The sequence below is a fragment of the Bacillus sp. SH7-1 genome (genome assembly GCF_008042405.1).
In the GTDB taxonomy this organism is placed as follows: Bacteria; Bacillota; Bacilli; order Bacillales; family Bacillaceae_G; genus Bacillus_A; species Bacillus_A thuringiensis_N.
The window spans coordinates 166,746-183,033 of sequence record NZ_QNUD01000007.1 but is presented as its reverse complement, the minus strand read 5'-3'; the positions used below and the strand labels follow the sequence as shown (position 1 = coordinate 183,033).

Genomic DNA, 16,288 nt, shown 5'->3' with positions numbered 1-16,288 from the left:
TTTATACAACGATCACCCATACAAAACTGCATGAAATACACCTAACAGTAAATATTGGTCTTCTATATAATCTTCATCGTATACATTCATCTCGATGTGATACATATCTTCCTCAAGAAGAATATTCCAATCTGCAATTACATAGCCTTTTCGTAATAACTTTCCCATTCCAAAAGAAGTTTTGTGAACAACATATTCTTCTCCCTTATATGTAAAGGTAAATAAGAAATTTGCATCCAATAACTTTCCATCACATACAAGTATTTCATGATCTGCATCATTATTATCTTTGTACGTTACTAAAATCCTTCTTTGACGTTGCCTACTTACATCCTTTGCAATGACGCGAATATTGTCCTTACTATCCTTTATTTCATAAATGATATTACTACCGACTTTCGGAATGAAATCTAGCACTCTCATCAACGTATTTTTATAATAGCCCCGTACTACGCCTACTTGTTTGCTTTCCTTATAAACCTCTATAGATGTCGTATCCGCTTTACTATCACACAGCCGTTTATAAGAAAGCTTCATCATCCGCTCTCCTCTTAAGTACTGATCAAATGTCACAGGATATTCTATCGCGCGCAGTTCCTTATTTAACTCATATAAATAGCGTTGCACGCTCTCTACTAATGTTGTAGTCGAGATACTCTCCTGAAGTTCAAATTGTTGCCAACTGGAAGAAATCTTCCACTGATCGTCTTCTTCATAAAAGAAACTAAGAATGATCTCATCACGGTCAGGCGTTTCATAATTCATATGTACATTCTGCCCGTGTTGCACTTGTTCCATCCACTGTCCTAAATAAATGCCAAGCTCTGCGACCTTCATACATGACTTCTGAAAAAGTACGCTGTCATTCGCGAGAATCGTTAATTCCCCTTCAATAAAGCCCTTTGTATAAGCATCATACTTTGGCTCATCCTTCTGCGGAATAGCCTTATCTAACTCAAATAAAAACTTTAACATTCTTTATTCACCTCTAGTTGTTACACAGTTCATACCTAACATTGCAGCACTCTGAGAAACTATGTATATATACACATTTAATTCATGTATTATAACACGTAAATGACCTTAGTATAGAAACACTATTTTCGCTTTACGAACTCCCTCATAATAGAATAACTATCCTTTTATTATTTTTTCTTGACTTAGAGTTCACTCTAACCATTATAATCAACTCATAGTTCATTCACAATAAAATCAATTGGATAAAATTCAGGAGGGATTGGAATAGTTAAAATCAAAAGTGGCTGACATTATCGCAGACCTGGATATTGTCATTCGAACCTTTGATTTATCTGTTACTACAATTGTATATTAAGGACTATTCAAATAAAAAATAACGATTTCCTGTGCGTTAAGAAGTCAGTGATTCTTGTTATTTTTTCCTTATTTTACTTTCTCTTAATAGTCATAAATCTTCTATAATTTATTTAGTACATATAAATGAAACGGAACCTTAAAATCAGCAAATTAGAAAATAAAACAGGATGGGAGTCAATTATTATGGTTCAATCAAATAAGGCATTTAGCCTAGCATTAGTAAAATCGTTAAGAGGAGAACGAGGACATCTTCCCATCAAAAATGCTTTGTCGGATATAGACATGGTGCTTGCGGGAAAACGCAGAGAGGAACTACCTTATTCTATTTATCAATTAGTAAAACACATGACCTACTGGCAAGATTTTCTCTTATTATCCGCCCAGGGGAAGAAGCCTGCATTGCCCGCCCATGTAAAAGAGAGCTGGCCTGAAGAAGAATGTCCTGCCAGTGAGGAAGAGTGGCAACAGATTATTCAGTATTTTCTTCAAGGGATTGAACAGGCATGCACGATTGCCCAAACTGTTCAATTGAACAAAATATTGGAGGAATGGCCTGGTGAAACCACTGGCGGTGTTCTACGCAATATTGCATCTCACAACTCCTACCATTTAGGAGAAATTGTGCTGATCCGCAGATTATTTAGTGCTTGGCCACCGCCAACAGGCGGATATCCAGTCTAAACAAGGAAATGGTTCCAACCCATGCCCATTAACTTAAAATTTCGAATTACTTCCAAAACGAAATTTTTACCACTTTACAGTTATTTATGAAAATTAAATTCATTTTTTCATTATTGGGGAACAAACATTTTTTTACTTGATGGAGATAGGGTACAAAAATATACATTTCATCTCCTAACAAAATAAAAAAGATTGCTCATATCCTAAGAGGCAATCTTTTTTTATTTTTAAGCAGTTTGTAATTTGTCATTACAAACTGCTTAAAATATTATTTCGTGTTATTTCTGTTTTCCAAAACCTTCTCCACATTAACCCTCAATTTTAATTCCAGCTTGTTTAAATGGTTCTGATTTTATTTCTGTTTTCTTTCAGTAAAATTGTTTTGACTTGGTGCCATCTTTTTTGTTCCATATCTTAGTATACGAAATTATATCGACGATTCATCAAATTTCAACACAATTAAAATGAGGCTACCTTTTCTTGAGCCACTCCCACAATTTCTAAAATTTGTAGCAGACTCTTCACTTCATAAGTCGGCTTAACATCTGCCCTATTCTCTTTCAAACTCGGATTATACCAACACGTATCAATGCCGTAATCTTCTCCACCTTTCATATCAGAAGTGAGTGAATCTCCAACCATTAGTACACTTGATTTATCCGTAATCCCAAACTTTTCAAACGCATAATCAAAAATCTCTCGGGCTGGTTTTTGATGGCCAACCTCCTCAGAAATAATAATATGTTCAAAGAAGTTACTTAAAGGTGAATTTCCGATTCTAGATTGTTGCACCTTCGTATATCCATTCGTAATAATACCTAGCTTGCAATCTTGTAGATTTTCACATAATTGCACTGCACCTTCTATGAGGTGTACTTCTTTCCCTAAGTTTTCAAGATATACATTACTAAATTGCTGCGCATCTACTTCTATATTATAAAGTGCAAATAATTGTCTAAATCGATCTATCGCTAATTCACTTAACGTAATCATTTTATTTTCTAAATCTCTCCATAACCCATTACTAATCTTTTTATAACTTGCTAGATAATCATCATACCCTGTAGGCATGCCAAACTGCACAAACGCGTTATGTAATGCGTTTCTTTCCGTTTCAGGAAAATCTAATAATGTATCATCTACGTCAAATAATATAACTTTGTATTTCATTACGCTCTCCTCAACTAGTACGTTATTTACAACTTGTATTTTCTCATTAATTGTCTCTTAAGTCGAACTTTTTCCTTTACGAATAGTTGCTGTACAGAGATCTTACAGTTGTTTTAAGACACATGAGTCACATTATTCAACAATAATTAATTGTGAAAGCACTATAAATTTGAGATAATTTGGATAATAAATCCAAATTTTAAAAAGATACTACAAGAATTGTATTACTATAGAAGGGGGCGGAAAAATATAGTAAATTCATGGGGAAGACCAAAAATACAAATCCCAAAAACAAAAAGTGAATGGATTGGAGATATTATTGGATATTCATTGTTCTTTGGATCACTCATTTTTTTGATTATCATTTGGGGAAGATTACCTGAGGAAGTACCCGCACATTATAACGCATATGGGGCTGTAGATCGTTGGGGATCCAAATGGGAGCTTTTACTTCTACCAGGAATAGGAGCATTCATACTCCTTTTAATGCAGACTTTAGAAAAGTTTCCAGAAGTTCATAACTATCCAAAAAGATTTAATGAATCGAATGCTGATCAGTTTTATTTAAATAGCAGAAAAATGCTTAATCAATTAAAAAATGTCTGTTTACTTATTTTTTCTTTCATCCAATTTGAAACAATTTCAATAGCTTTAAATTGGAGCGGTGGTTTTGGTAAATTATTTTTACCGATATTATTAATTGGGACAGCTATTCCAATTATTCTAGGAATCATAAGGCAACGAAAAATTTCATAATACGACCAAACAGACAACGATATTTAGTTATGGAGCACTTTATGGAACAATAAGAAACGGAGGCTAATCCAATTAGCCTCCCTCCTCTTTATTTATCTTCTAACAATAAAACTTTCATTTCTTCTAACGACTCTTTCGTAAAGCCAAGTGCTTTTTCAGCATACGCTTCAACTGAACCGTATTGCTTTTTCACTTCATTAATCGCAGCTTGTAAATATTCAGCGCGTGCTTCGAACATCGCACCTAATATCGCTCTACTTTCATCGTTTTGTAGTTTTGCACCTAAAAAGGCCATCATTTTTTCATTTAACTTTTCACGGAAACCATTACTTAATAAATAATCTTCCATTACTGTTTTCTCTGGTACACCTAGTAAAAGTAATAATAATGCTGATCCAAATCCAGTACGGTCTTTTCCAGCTGTACAATGGTTTACTAACGGTAAGTTTTCCGGGTCTTGCGCAAGTTTTAAGAAGCTCACGAATGCTTCGTTACCACTTACGAAGTCTTGATTCATTTTCACAAGGTATTCGCCTGGTTTTCCTAACAGAGAAAGGTCACCAACTTGGAAAAACTCGTTTATATTTAAATCTTTCGCTAGGTCTTGCATAACTGGTAAGCACACTTGACGAGCACCTGTAATCTCAGGATTTGGCTTATGCTTTACCTCAAAGTCTGTACGATAGTCACAAATTAACTTTAAACCAGACTTTTGTAAATAGTCGATATCCCACTCTGTTAGTCCTGCTAATTCTTCAGAACGGTATAATTTGCCCCATTTCACTTTACGTCCATCTGTCGTTTCATATCCACCCATATCACGGAAGTTAAACGCACCTTGTAATGGCAATCTACGCTCAGCTACTGTCACTGCTTGTCCATTACTACCTACTAGTCTAAAATATGGACGCTCATTGTCGCTCGGGTTTTCAATTGAATATGATGATTCTCCATTTACCGTTGCAAGTAATTCTCCATTTTCTTCAATATGATCTGGCGAAGTACTCCAGTAAATGCGAACTTCCTTTATATTATTTTCCCACTTTATTTGTAACGTATTATCTTTATTTCTTTCTACAGTTGCTTGTAACCAATGTCTTTGCTGCTCCATTCTTTCACCAACGCTTTCTCTTATAGTCAAATCTTATTCTATCATACCTTTCGAGAGGACTCCCACCTCTAAACGTAAGTGAAGGTGGTGAGGTGAATCGAAAGAAATATTTTATTTTCAAAAAAATAAAAAACAGAAACATACGTTCTTTTTTTGCTATAATATCCTTAACAAGGAGGTGAATAAAATGGCAAAAGAAAATCCATCAAACTATAAAACTCTTCGAATCTGGATTAAAAAAGGGCATCGTATGTATTCTTATTTTCAAGAATGTTGTCATAACGCTAAGAACATGTACAACACCACAAACTTTTATATACGCCAGGTGTACACTGGATTAACACAAGAAAAAGAGTTGCAGCCTTTGCAAAAAGAAGTTCTGGCTAATATTCATAAAAATATTGGTAAGATGAATGACACACAACTTCTTGCCTATCAGAAGAAATTGGAAAAAGAGAAATTAAAACCTAAAGAAGAACAGAAAGAGATTACATGTAATTTGTTTTCAGAACCTAATTTTGAAAAACCTTATGTAGATTACAACTTTCTAGATGCACTATTTAAGGCTATGATTCAAAATGATTATCGAGCTTTGCCTACGCAATGTAGCCAGTCAATCATGAAAGGTGTGTTCCAAAATTGGAAATCTTTTTTTTCTAGTTTAAAAGACTATAAAAAGAATCCAAACAAATATGCTGGAATGCCTAGGATTCCAAAGTATATTCGTTCTTCTGAAAAAGAGATTCTGTATACAAACCAAGATTGCATCATTAAAAACAGTAGATTTTTAAAGTTTCCAAAGACGAAATTGCAATTAAATATTGGGAAACTAGGTTTCACTGAAGGTAAACTGAAACAAGTTCGTGTGATTCCAAAATACCATGAATATGTAGTGGAATTGGTAATTGATGTTCCTTCTGAACAACAAATGATTGAAGAGAATGCACGTTATATGAGCATTGATTTAGGGATTGATAACCTTGCAACCATCGTAACAAACACAGGTATGAAACCTGTCCTTGTTAAGGGCAAACATGTCAAAAGCATAAATCAATATTACAACAAAATGAAGAGTCATTTTACAAGCGTTCTTAGAAATGGAAAACAAACTAATGAAAGACCTTTTACTTCTAAAAGGATAGAAAAACTTCATCAAAAACGTTATTTGAAAATAAAAGACGTCTTCCATAAAGTTAGTCACCATATCGTAAAACTAGCTCAAGAAGAAGAAGTTTGTAAAATCGTTATTGGTCAAAACAAAAATTGGAAACAAGAAACGAATATGGGAAAAAGAAATAACCAATCGTTTTGTCATATCCCACATAGTTTATTGATTCAAATGATTACATACAAAGCAAATGCTGTAGGCATTCAAGTTGTTGTAACTGAAGAATCATATACATCGAAAGCAAGTTTTCTGGATAACGACTTCATTCCAACGTATGGAGAAAATGACCAAAATACAACTTTTTCAGGAAAACGAATAAAGCGCGGCATATATAGTTCAGCAAATAAAACTTTAATTAATGCAGATGTAAATGCTGCGGCTAACATTTTACGAAAAGTAATCCCAAATGCATGGACAAATGGGATAGAGGGGTTAGGCGTGAAACAGCTCGCTAATGTGTTAACTCCCCTGACGTTAATCGTCCGTTAGGTCGAAACGTTAGAAACCCCCACTTCAAGCTTCGCTAAGTGGGGGAGTGTTCATTGTATTATAGGAATATCTAATTTGTCGTTCTCATTTTTCTTTTTACCTTACAAACAGGCAAAAAGTTCTTTTACTTGTTCAAAATTTGTACATGGATTCCCTCGAAATACGTATGCGATTTGTTCATTACCGAGATTTTCATATACAACTATTCCGCGATCAGGGTGAGAATAAAACTCTAATCCGTTTATAATTTGTTGTGGACCATAATTCATTGCCCATGAAGAAACAGGATAATACGCTTTGTTTTTATGTCTACAAACCCAAAGTGCATATAGTTTATTATCTTCGTCCCAGTATACATACTGCGTTTCATCATTTCCAAAACCGACCGATTCAAGTTTCCCACTCAGCTTTTCATGAATTGACAATTTTACATAGGATACGTCATCTGGAGCATTCCACTCTCTACATCTTCCTATCTCGCCCATTTCACCTCTCTTAGCTTGAAAGCTTAATAAGTGAAATGGTGTATGTAATATCGTTTTCGCAAACTCTGTATGTACCGGTTGTAATCCGAATAGAAACCTTTCCATTTCGCCTTGGTTTACATATCCATGATCAACAGAAATTTCAACTTGTGTTTTCCATGCAGATGTAACGTAACTTTCTTTTCCTTTATAATTTACACCTTTCCAATACACAAGCTTTTTATATTGAAAACAATCCCCTTTTGCTTGAGAAATACAGGTATCTGGAAATACTGGCTCCATTATATCGAGAAAAAACTCTTTTACCCGAAACATTCCAGTTGGAGTAACAACTTGAAACCAAAAAGTTTCCCACTTTTCACCTTCATAACGTTCTGAAACCTCTTCAACTTTCCAACCTTCTAACAATACATGTGGATACAGTAAAACGAATGAATGCATGGATTGTTTTAACATATATAGTCCCCTCCCGCTATACGAGTTCGAGAGTATACATCATTCATCCTTCTAAAACTTTCTCACATATCTCTCAGTTGAACTCAGCAGCTGACATCCATTCTTTTTAAAAATATCCTTCATCCACTCATTTTGCACATTTGTCTCACCGATATAATAAGATGCTCCTATTTCTTTTAAAACAAACATTGCTCCTGTAAAGAATGCTGCTTCATACCCTTTCTTTCGCATATTTGGAGCGACTGCGAAATACATGAGTTTCCCTTCTTCTATCGTACCCCTTTCAATATGCGGGATTACAATTCCTATCGGCTCTTCACCTACACTCGCTGTTAAACAATGTTCTTTCCATTGCTCACCAATTTCTTGTAGCATCATATTTACAAATTGATCATGAGCGATTTGTTCTCCAGTCGTTTCCTTCCAAAGAGAATAAAAAGCATCTTCACCTACTTCTTCAATCAGCTTAAAATCAATTTCACTTTCTACATCTTCTACCTCGTATATATCCTTACATACGATCATGTTTTTAGTAACATATTCAAATGAATACGTTTCGAAGCATTTTTTATACACATCATAATTAGGACTTTTTGAAGAAATCTCAAAATGTAAGTTTTCTATCCCCTCTTTTTCAGCCTCAGCAACGCAATATTGCATGAGTCCCTTTAATTGCTCTTCTGTAAAAGCCTCTGCATTATTTTCTTTTATCATTATATAAGAAGCGCTTTTTCTTATTTTAAAATGTTTTTCTAACTGTTCTTTATTCATCATATACTTCCCTCATCTATGTCATACTCGAATTTCTACTTGTTCTCCTTGCATGAGCAGGATTGTCCTTGAATATATAGAATACTAGAAAACATCGCATCTTTAAAGTGCGGAGGAGGTTCTCCATTGGATATTACAGCACTGCAACAACAGTTAGAGCTTATACAACAAAATGACTATACGCAACTGCGACATATAGATATTAATGAATTGACGCTCCATATGCTTCAGTTTATCGGAACGACTGATAGTTACGTTCGTTACCAACTTATATATAAATGTTTTTCACACTTCATTCACCATGAATTCCTTATGGATGATCAACTGAAATTACTGTTGCAAACTTGTTTAAGTGATGAGTATTTATATTGTGACATTTATTCCCCACATTCAGATGGGGTTTTCACACGTTCTTACACTGTTTCGTTAATTGCATTAATACTCCAATTCGCTAACTCGCACTACTTTTTTACAGAGGAGGATATCGAGGAAATAAAAAATAAACTCATTACATATACAAACTTAGAAACGGATTTTCGGGGCTATATTGAAAATAAAGGATGGGCTCATTGTCTTGCTCACGTATCTGATGCTTTTACTGAAATTGTTCATAATACGTATACAACTTTTGAATGGTACGAAGAGTTAATTCATTGCTTATTAAATAAAATCTTCATTCCATCTGACCTTTTTCATAATAACGAAGATGAACGAATTGTTACGCCATTACTAGCAATGTTGTATCATGACTTTCCACAAGAGGAGTTAATTTCTATTATTTATAAAAAAATAAAAAGGCTTCCTCAAATTAGAAAACGCCTTTCACTTAATGAATATTGTATTTTATGTGCCAATATTAAAACCTTTTTACGCACTTTATTTTTCAGAACGAAAGATGATCATAACTTAGCCTTTACAGCACGTAAAACAGAAAGAATGTTAAAAGAACTTCCTAACTATTATTAACATATAAGGAGAACAAATATGGGTTATATTGAAGACATGAGAAATTTAGTAGGAAATCATCCACTTATTTTAATAGGTTCACACGCCATTATAGTAAATGAGAAAAATGAAATATTACTACAACTACGCACTGACTTTAACCGCTGGGGCATTATTGGCGGCGCCTTAGAATATAACGAAACGTTAGAAGACGCTTTAAAGCGAGAAGTATATGAAGAAACTGGACTTATTATTAAAAATCCAGAACTATTCCGTACATACTCTGGACCAGATTACTTTCAAATCTATCCAAACGGTGATCAAGTACACGGTGTACTCGTTGTTTATATTTGCCACGAATTTCACGGTGAGCTTGTATGCGACCATACGGAATCGAAAGAACTACGCTTCTTTTCACTGGATGAGTTACCGAGTAATCTTCCTCCTATTATTGAGAGGATTATTAAGGAGTTTCAACAATCCAATTTATACGTGAAATAGAATGGCTCTTCCTTTCATTTTATATAGTAATATAAAAACCTCATTTCTCGTCATTACAACGTGAAATGAGGTTTTTATCGTTTACCGTAAATAAAGTGAAACTTTAATCAGTGGGGGTTTTCTTCATCCCCCACTGATTATTAGCCTTCACCAATCGGACTTTAATGGGCAGCCCGCCCCCCACCTAACTTCTTTGCTTTCGCTGAATTTTGAGGTGGGGGTCTTACTGCCCATTAAAGCGGGATAAAATGTTAGATTGTTATCTCAATTTGATTTCCTTCAGGATCACTTACTACACTTTCATAGTAACCATCCCCTGTAGTACGCGGTCCGTTTAACACAGGGTATCCTGCTTCTCTTAATGTATTCGTTAATTCGTTCACTTTTTCTTCACTACCTACAGAAAAAGCAATATGCGCATATCCTATTGTTTGTGTTTGTAATGCATCATCTATCCCTACCTGCTTCATAAGTTCTAGACGCGCACCACCTTCAAAAGTTATAAAATAAGATTCAAACTGCTTTTTCGGATTGTGATATAAGTTATTTTCTTCACCATTAAAGTACTGTTTATAAAAATCACGCATTCCTACTAAATCATTCACCCAAATTGCTACATGTTCAATTTTCATAAATGACACCTTTTCTTTTATATGATTCAACTGACAATCGGATGCTTCATTGCCAGTACATTTAATTTTCTTTATTCGTTCTCGTAATCATAAGATCAAGTCCAAGGCTTTTTAACCCATATAAATAATCTTCTTTCCAGTTGCTCACTGTTATTTTCGGAATATGTTCCGCTGGAATGTACTGCGGACAAGTTTTTACAATTTGCTCTATTACAAATTGATTCACTTCATCATCACAGAAGATAAAGGCATGAGGGTTAATAATAGCTATACATGTAGCTATTAAACGAGTAATAGCATCTATATTATATTCCTCTGGATTGTTCGAATCTTCACTTCTCAAAGCTTGTAAGAAATTTTTATTATCATATTGCGGAACGAAAGATATCTCTCCTGAGAAAAATGTACTTCCGCGTACGACATCTCCATTTACCATAATCCCCGCACCTGGGCCATTTTGACCTGAATACAAATATACAAGAGAGGATTTTTCATTATTCCCACTATTTTTATGATAACCGAGTACTGCAGCATTCATATCGTTTTCTATTACTACTGGTATAGAAAACAGTTCCTCCAAATGACTTTTCAAATTAAAATTTTGGAACTTTTCATATCCAGGAATATAGAAAATACGACCATTATCAACCGAACCAGGCACACCAATTGATATAGAGCTTATTTTCGGGAATGTAGAGATAAGACTTTCTATATGTTTAGATAATACATTTACGCCAGTATCAATTAATACACTTGAAGTACTTCCTTGTTCTTTTACTTCCCCTAAACAGTTGAAAATTGTATAGTTTGTTTCATTTTTTTCTAAAAATATCGCTAAACCTAACATATATTCCGGATTATACGCATATCGTTTCGCTCTTCTTCCGCCACTTGAATCATCTAAACCAACTAAAGTGACTTCACCATCTTGTTTCATTTTTTCTATAAATTTACTTATCGTTGGAAAACTAATTTCTAATGTATTACTAAGTTCAACTTTCGTTGCACTACCTCGCTCTAGAAGAGCTGTACGAATGCCACGAAGGATCGTCTCTTTAATCGATTTTTGAGTAACAAATTGCTCACTCAAATCGCTCACCACCTTAATCAACATACTTATTAAACACTTTTAATAAGTTGCGTTGACAATATATCATACATCATTTTCTAAAGCAATAGAGATGATATATTTCCGCTGCATGCACTCTCTGTTTCGCTTCATGTATTCATACAATTCCAGATAAGAGAACAAATAATAAAACAGCTAGCAAGGCATTACGTGTTCCAAATGATTCCCCTAGTATACCAGCCAACTAAAAAGGCTGTATAACCGATGATAGAAACTTACAGCAAACGAAAAACCCGGCAAAACAAATAAGAGAAAAAGAGCGTTTCAAGAAGCAAGTAATGTCTTTGTACAATTGTCCGCACTATTTTTCTTCATAATAAAACACCTTTCACATTGTCTATACGATACGACACCAGTTTATTCATATACCCATGAAAAACGATTTCTATAAGTCTATCGTTTTAATAACTTTAGCTGGATTACCACCAACTACTACATTATTAGGTACATCTTTTGTCACAACTGCCCCTGAAGCAATTACAGCGTTGTCTCCAATTGAAATACCAGGGTTAATAATAGCTCCCCCGCCAACCCAAACATTGTTACCAATCTTTACAGGCTTTCCATATTCTTTACCAGAATTCCGCTCTACTGGGTGTAAAGGATGAGTAGCAGTGTAAATGTGAACACCAGGTGCAAACATACAATGATCACCGATTCGAACTTCACAAACGTCTAAAATTACACAATTAAAATTAGCGAAAAAGCTCTTTCCAACATGGATATTGTAGCCGTAATCACAACGAAAATCAGGATTAATTTGCGCTTTCCCATCAGCTGAAGAACCTAAAAGCTGATTTAACAACGTAAAACGTTGTTCATCTCCTGTCTCCATCGCTTCGTTATAAAGGCGTGTTAAACGTTTTGCCTCCACCCTATCAGCTACTAACTCTTCGTCATCCGCAATATACATTTCTCCCGCTAACATCTTTTCTTTTTCTGTTTTCATACAATCCTCTCCTTCGTTATCGAATGAACTCCACTTATTAAACTCCTTTAATAAGTATTCCTATAGTAGCATACTTTTTAACATATACAACTAAAAAGGTTCAAAAAGAAATGTGAACTCCTTACTTCACCTAATGATATTACTCGGTGGCATTTAACTAAAATAATGCACTATACATTTATGAATGAGCACTCCAATATGGAAATCAATTGTTAATAAAAAAGAGATTGACCCAAAAGTAGCTGAATAGCTACTTGGGTTAACCTCTTTTATTTATTATCTTTATTCAACTCTTCTACAATGTCCCTTTTCCCTATTCTATTAGCAAAAGGGATAAAAATAATAAGGACTATTCCAAACATCCCCGCTATTACCGTTACGATAAGTTTGAAATCAAAAAATAAAGGTGTACGATCTATTATACTTACCATATAGGTTAATAATGCTCCTATAACAGCCCCTAGTACGATTCCAATAAGTACATATAAATTAACTTGCGTCAAAATAATTTGTACAATCCCTTTTTTCTTAACTGTTATTGCTCGTAAAATAGCAAACTCTTTTCTTTTAGATTGAATATTATTTATAAGTGTATTACATACCCCTAATGTTACACTAAACAAAATTACTACAATAACAACGATGAAAATGGACCACCTTTGCTGAAACATTAAATTAGATTGTTTTAACGATTGAGTATAACTACTTATTTTTAATTGTGGATATTGACCTTTCACTTTCTTTAATTGCTCCAACGTCTCTCTCTCATTATTTGAACTAATAAATGCACGCTCAAAAACTGTATAATCTTGTTTATATGTTACATTACTCCAATCCATGAGTACCGAAGGAGAATTCGGTAGCTCATTAACAATTAATCCAACTTCTACCTTACCAGTCGGTCTAACTTTTTGTTCCTGTTCTGAAAATAGACCCAATTGAACGATATCGCCTACATGAAGTTTATATCGCCCCGCCAACTCTTCTGTAACAATTATACTATTCTCCAAATTTGCAGGCACTTCTGGCAGTAATCCTTGCTTTTCCATTTGCTTTACATCACCTAAATTATAGTCAAAAGTAATATATGTTTCACCTTGCTTTAATTCTGCCAGTGAGTTCGTACTAATTGTACTAGCTCCTTTTACACTACTTATTTCTTTAAATATATTTTGTATACGAGATGAGGTAATTGTTGAATCATTATTCAAACGATTTTCCACAACAATATGTGTTGGAAATTCTCGTTTTAAATATCTTTCATTATTTTTTTGCATCGTTTTAAATATAGTGGAACCGAAGACGACTATCACCATCATTGTACTTATCATTAAGATAACAAATGTATTTTTTCTTACTTGCGGAATTACATTTTTAATAGCAACAAATGTATTCCTTCCAAATATTTTTTTCATTATAGGTAGACATACTATTAATATCGAAGAAAGATACGTCGGAAATAAAATATATACTCCTAAAACGAGAAATATAGCTCCTATTAATATCACTATTGCCGGCGTATCTCCCGTATTTGCTACAAATCCACCTAAAACAGTTAAAAATATACTACTAATTAAAAGGAATTTCCCCATAATACTGCGTGTTTTTTTATTAGAAAAATCGGATTCTTCATTCTCACGCATAAGCTTTACTGGCAATATTTTTGAACTTCTGTATGACGGATATAACATAAACAGTTCAATAAAAAAGATACTGCAAATTACTGTTACAATTGCTATTTTATAGTCAAAATTCATTGAATTAATTTGAAAAGCAAATAAATTCTCTAGCCAACTTTGTAAAAAACGGTTACTTATTACAGCTAGTAACAAACCTAATATTCCACCAAAGAAATTGATTACACTACATTGAATGAATATAACTGTAAACATTTGTTTCGTTGTGGCTCCCATTGATCGCATAATAGCAAATTGACTTTTATATTTATATAAAAATACTTCAAAATTAGACATCAATAATAACGAAGTAATAATAAGTATTAATACAGATAAAATAACTATAAAAATATGTAATGACGCTAAGTTACTTTTTAAAAACTCGTCTTCCTCAGCAATATCAATTCTTAATTCTTTGTCTATTTTATGAATTTGATTAGACAAAGCTAGTACATCCGAATTCGCTTTTGCTTTTATCAACACATAAGTAGCCTCATTATATTTACCCGTTTTTTCATATACGTGCTGTTTCACCGCACTCTCCAATAAAATGAGTATATCTGGAGCTGAACCTCCAGCTTCTATATCAGGTAACACTTCTTTTACTACATAGGATTTATTTTCTATTTCAATCTTTTCCCCAACTTTCACTTGTAAAGTTTCTGCTAATCCATGATTTAATGTTACTTCTTCATTTGATAGATTTTTAGATAACGAATCATTTTGAACACCTACTGTATAAATAGCTGTATTCAATTTATTCACTTGCAAATGATTTACTAATACTTTTGACATGTATTCAATATTTTCTTGTTCCTGAATATTTTGTAATAAAGATTTATCAATCACTTTATTTTGATCAGGGTTATATCCAACAGATAAATCCATATCTCCATATAAACTTTTAACTTCATTTATAACAGACTGCTTCGCATGACTCGAAAATACAATCATCGTAACAATTAGAGAAACGGCCAACATAACGCTAACTATAGAGGAAATAGCAGTGAATTTATTCGTCTTAAAAAAGCGTAAACTTAATCCTCGTACTGATTTTATCATTTTGATTTCTCCATTAATTTTTTGAATTTATCTAAAATAACATTGATATCATTTACTCCATGAGAACATGTATAATCATCAACAACTTCTCCATTATGAAAGAAGAGAACCCGATCTGCATACGTAGCAATGTGGGGATCATGAGTAACAAGAATCATACTTTGATTAAATTTTTGTTTCATATCGACTAATACTAGTAAAATATCATTAGACGTATTGAAATCTAAATTTCCAGTAGGTTCATCTGCAAGAATAATGGGAGGAGATGTTATTAACGCCCTACCAATTGCAACACGTTGTTGTTGTCCCCCAGAAAGCTGAACTGGTCGATGATTTCTCCAATTTACTAAACCAAGAACATCTAATATGTTATTTGTTTTTTCTCGTATCTCCTCTTGTGAATCAGTTGATAATATGAGAGGTAACGCAATATTTTCTTCTACAGATAAATCCTTTAATAAATGGAATGACTGAAAAATAAATCCTATGTTATCCCGCCTGTACTCCGTCGCATATGGTTCAACAAACATATTTGTAGGCACTTCACCATTTACATAGATAACCCCCTCATCAGGCTTATCTAGAGCACCAAGAATATTTAGTAATGTACTCTTTCCAGATCCACTCGTTCCCATTATGGCAAGGAGTTCTCCTTTATTTAACTCCAAAGATACATTTTGTAATGCTCTAACATTTGTATCTACACTCTCATATGTTTTACTTAAATCTTGAACTGCTAACACAATTTCACTCATCTTTATTCACCTCAACATGATTAAATGTTATTTCCTCCATTAGATTAACTTGAATTAAAATTTTTTCTTTTAGATTACTAGGTGGTACAATTTCTGTTCCTATTTGAACGAGCAACATTTTTAATTCGAGAATTGTAACCATTTTTATCCCTCCTCACTCTATATTGGTAACAAATTGAAATTTCGTTCGGTTTTTTTGTAAAAAAATAAGGGAACG

General features: G+C 33.6%; 16 protein-coding genes and 1 pseudogene. 5 read left to right on the top strand and 12 right to left on the bottom strand.

Going from position 1 to position 16,288, the window contains the following annotated elements:
• Nucleotides 1–12: 12 nt before the first annotated feature.
• Complete coding sequence (locus tag DN390_RS07230) at nt 13–975, bottom strand: tubby C-terminal domain-like protein (RefSeq protein ID WP_147806970.1); 963 nt, start codon at nt 973–975, stop codon at nt 13–15.
• 543 nt (nt 976–1,518) lie between these two features.
• On the opposite strand from DN390_RS07230, the gene DN390_RS07225 reads away from it, so the two are divergent.
• On the top strand, nt 1,519–2,016 hold the full coding sequence (locus DN390_RS07225; RefSeq protein WP_147806969.1) for a DinB family protein: 498 nt from the start codon (nt 1,519–1,521) through the stop codon (nt 2,014–2,016).
• Nucleotides 2,017–2,475: 459 nt separating this feature from the next.
• Here DN390_RS07225 and DN390_RS07220 read toward each other — a convergent pair whose 3' ends face one another.
• Nucleotides 2,476–3,186, bottom strand: a complete 711-nt coding sequence (locus DN390_RS07220) for a YjjG family noncanonical pyrimidine nucleotidase (protein ID WP_147806968.1) — start codon at nt 3,184–3,186, stop codon at nt 2,476–2,478.
• 330 nt (nt 3,187–3,516) lie between these two features.
• Between DN390_RS07220 and DN390_RS07215 the strand changes: the two genes are divergently transcribed.
• Nucleotides 3,517–3,942, top strand: coding sequence for a DUF1648 domain-containing protein (locus DN390_RS07215; protein ID WP_147807185.1), 426 nt, complete (start codon nt 3,517–3,519; stop codon nt 3,940–3,942).
• 88 nt (nt 3,943–4,030) lie between these two features.
• Here the strand turns inward: DN390_RS07215 and DN390_RS07210 are convergent, their stop codons facing one another.
• Nucleotides 4,031–5,053: a tyrosine-protein phosphatase gene (locus DN390_RS07210; protein WP_147806967.1), complete on the bottom strand. Its 1,023-nt coding sequence runs from the start codon at nt 5,051–5,053 to the stop codon at nt 4,031–4,033.
• Nucleotides 5,054–5,240: 187 nt separating this feature from the next.
• Here DN390_RS07210 and DN390_RS07205 point away from each other — a divergent pair, with 187 nt between their 5' ends.
• Nucleotides 5,241–6,710, top strand: a complete 1,470-nt coding sequence (locus tag DN390_RS07205) for an RNA-guided endonuclease InsQ/TnpB family protein (RefSeq protein WP_147806966.1) — start codon at nt 5,241–5,243, stop codon at nt 6,708–6,710.
• Between the two features lie 101 nt (nt 6,711–6,811).
• On the opposite strand, the gene DN390_RS07200 is transcribed toward DN390_RS07205, so the two are convergent.
• Entirely contained in the window at nt 6,812–7,651 is an 840-nt protein-coding gene (locus DN390_RS07200; RefSeq protein WP_147806965.1) for a hypothetical protein, read from the bottom strand.
• 51 nt (nt 7,652–7,702) lie between these two features.
• The gene (locus DN390_RS07195; protein ID WP_147806964.1) at nt 7,703–8,425 is read right to left on the bottom strand and encodes a GNAT family N-acetyltransferase; all 723 of its coding nucleotides are present in this window, start codon (nt 8,423–8,425) and stop codon (nt 7,703–7,705) included.
• A 123-nt stretch (nt 8,426–8,548) separates the two neighbouring features.
• Here DN390_RS07195 and DN390_RS07190 point away from each other — a divergent pair, with 123 nt between their 5' ends.
• Both DN390_RS07190 and DN390_RS07185 read left to right on the top strand, forming a co-directional pair.
• Nucleotides 8,549–9,388, top strand: coding sequence for a DUF2785 domain-containing protein (locus DN390_RS07190; RefSeq protein ID WP_147806963.1), 840 nt, complete (start codon nt 8,549–8,551; stop codon nt 9,386–9,388).
• An 18-nt stretch (nt 9,389–9,406) separates the two neighbouring features.
• Nucleotides 9,407–9,868 (top strand): NUDIX hydrolase, encoded by a 462-nt coding sequence (locus DN390_RS07185; protein ID WP_147806962.1) that lies wholly within the window; start codon nt 9,407–9,409, stop codon nt 9,866–9,868.
• A gap of 251 nt (nt 9,869–10,119) precedes the next feature.
• Here the strand turns inward: DN390_RS07185 and DN390_RS07180 are convergent, their stop codons facing one another.
• The 7 genes and pseudogenes from DN390_RS07180 to DN390_RS30585 all read right to left on the bottom strand — a co-directional run bounded on the left by DN390_RS07180 (nt 10,120) and on the right by DN390_RS30585 (nt 16,213).
• Nucleotides 10,120–10,500, bottom strand: coding sequence for a VOC family protein (locus DN390_RS07180; protein WP_147806961.1), 381 nt, complete (start codon nt 10,498–10,500; stop codon nt 10,120–10,122).
• Between the two features lie 61 nt (nt 10,501–10,561).
• Entirely contained in the window at nt 10,562–11,590 is a 1,029-nt protein-coding gene (locus DN390_RS07175) for an ROK family transcriptional regulator (protein ID WP_147806960.1), read from the bottom strand.
• Nucleotides 11,591–11,726: 136 nt separating this feature from the next.
• Nucleotides 11,727–11,844, bottom strand: a pseudogene (locus tag DN390_RS07170) (MFS transporter); the annotation flags it as partial.
• Between the two features lie 170 nt (nt 11,845–12,014).
• A complete protein-coding gene (locus DN390_RS07165; RefSeq protein WP_147806959.1) occupies nt 12,015–12,578 on the bottom strand; it encodes a maltose O-acetyltransferase in 564 nt (187 codons plus the stop codon).
• A 269-nt stretch (nt 12,579–12,847) separates the two neighbouring features.
• Nucleotides 12,848–15,316 carry an FtsX-like permease family protein gene (locus tag DN390_RS07160; protein WP_147806958.1) on the bottom strand — a complete coding sequence of 823 codons (2,469 nt, stop codon included), beginning with the start codon at nt 15,314–15,316 and terminating at the stop codon, nt 12,848–12,850.
• A complete protein-coding gene (locus DN390_RS07155) occupies nt 15,313–16,071 on the bottom strand; it encodes an ABC transporter ATP-binding protein (RefSeq protein ID WP_147806957.1) in 759 nt (252 codons plus the stop codon). Before DN390_RS07155 ends, DN390_RS07160 begins: the two co-directional genes overlap by 4 nt.
• On the bottom strand, nt 16,064–16,213 hold the full coding sequence (locus DN390_RS30585) for a hypothetical protein (protein ID WP_000256358.1): 150 nt from the start codon (nt 16,211–16,213) through the stop codon (nt 16,064–16,066). The genes DN390_RS07155 and DN390_RS30585 overlap by 8 nt, the downstream gene beginning before the upstream one ends.
• Nucleotides 16,214–16,288 lie beyond the last annotated feature (75 nt).

What these genes read in the sequence shown, in the direction of transcription:
- DN390_RS07230 (WP_147806970.1), bottom strand. Translation starts at nt 975, where the DNA reads ATGTTAAAGTTTTTATTTGAGTTAGATAAGGCTATTCCGCAGAAGGAT.
- DN390_RS07225 (WP_147806969.1), top strand. Translation starts at nt 1,519, where the DNA reads ATGGTTCAATCAAATAAGGCATTTAGCCTAGCATTAGTAAAATCGTTA.
- DN390_RS07220 (WP_147806968.1), bottom strand. Translation starts at nt 3,186, where the DNA reads ATGAAATACAAAGTTATATTATTTGACGTAGATGATACATTATTAGAT.
- DN390_RS07210 (WP_147806967.1), bottom strand. Translation starts at nt 5,053, where the DNA reads ATGGAGCAGCAAAGACATTGGTTACAAGCAACTGTAGAAAGAAATAAA.
- DN390_RS07205 (WP_147806966.1), top strand. Translation starts at nt 5,241, where the DNA reads ATGGCAAAAGAAAATCCATCAAACTATAAAACTCTTCGAATCTGGATT.
- DN390_RS07200 (WP_147806965.1), bottom strand. Translation starts at nt 7,651, where the DNA reads ATGTTAAAACAATCCATGCATTCATTCGTTTTACTGTATCCACATGTA.
- DN390_RS07195 (WP_147806964.1), bottom strand. Translation starts at nt 8,425, where the DNA reads ATGATGAATAAAGAACAGTTAGAAAAACATTTTAAAATAAGAAAAAGC.
- DN390_RS07185 (WP_147806962.1), top strand. Translation starts at nt 9,407, where the DNA reads ATGGGTTATATTGAAGACATGAGAAATTTAGTAGGAAATCATCCACTT.
- DN390_RS07180 (WP_147806961.1), bottom strand. Translation starts at nt 10,500, where the DNA reads ATGAAAATTGAACATGTAGCAATTTGGGTGAATGATTTAGTAGGAATG.
- DN390_RS07165 (WP_147806959.1), bottom strand. Translation starts at nt 12,578, where the DNA reads ATGAAAACAGAAAAAGAAAAGATGTTAGCGGGAGAAATGTATATTGCG.
- DN390_RS07160 (WP_147806958.1), bottom strand. Translation starts at nt 15,316, where the DNA reads ATGATAAAATCAGTACGAGGATTAAGTTTACGCTTTTTTAAGACGAAT.
- DN390_RS07155 (WP_147806957.1), bottom strand. Translation starts at nt 16,071, where the DNA reads ATGAGTGAAATTGTGTTAGCAGTTCAAGATTTAAGTAAAACATATGAG.
- DN390_RS30585 (WP_000256358.1), bottom strand. Translation starts at nt 16,213, where the DNA reads ATGGTTACAATTCTCGAATTAAAAATGTTGCTCGTTCAAATAGGAACA.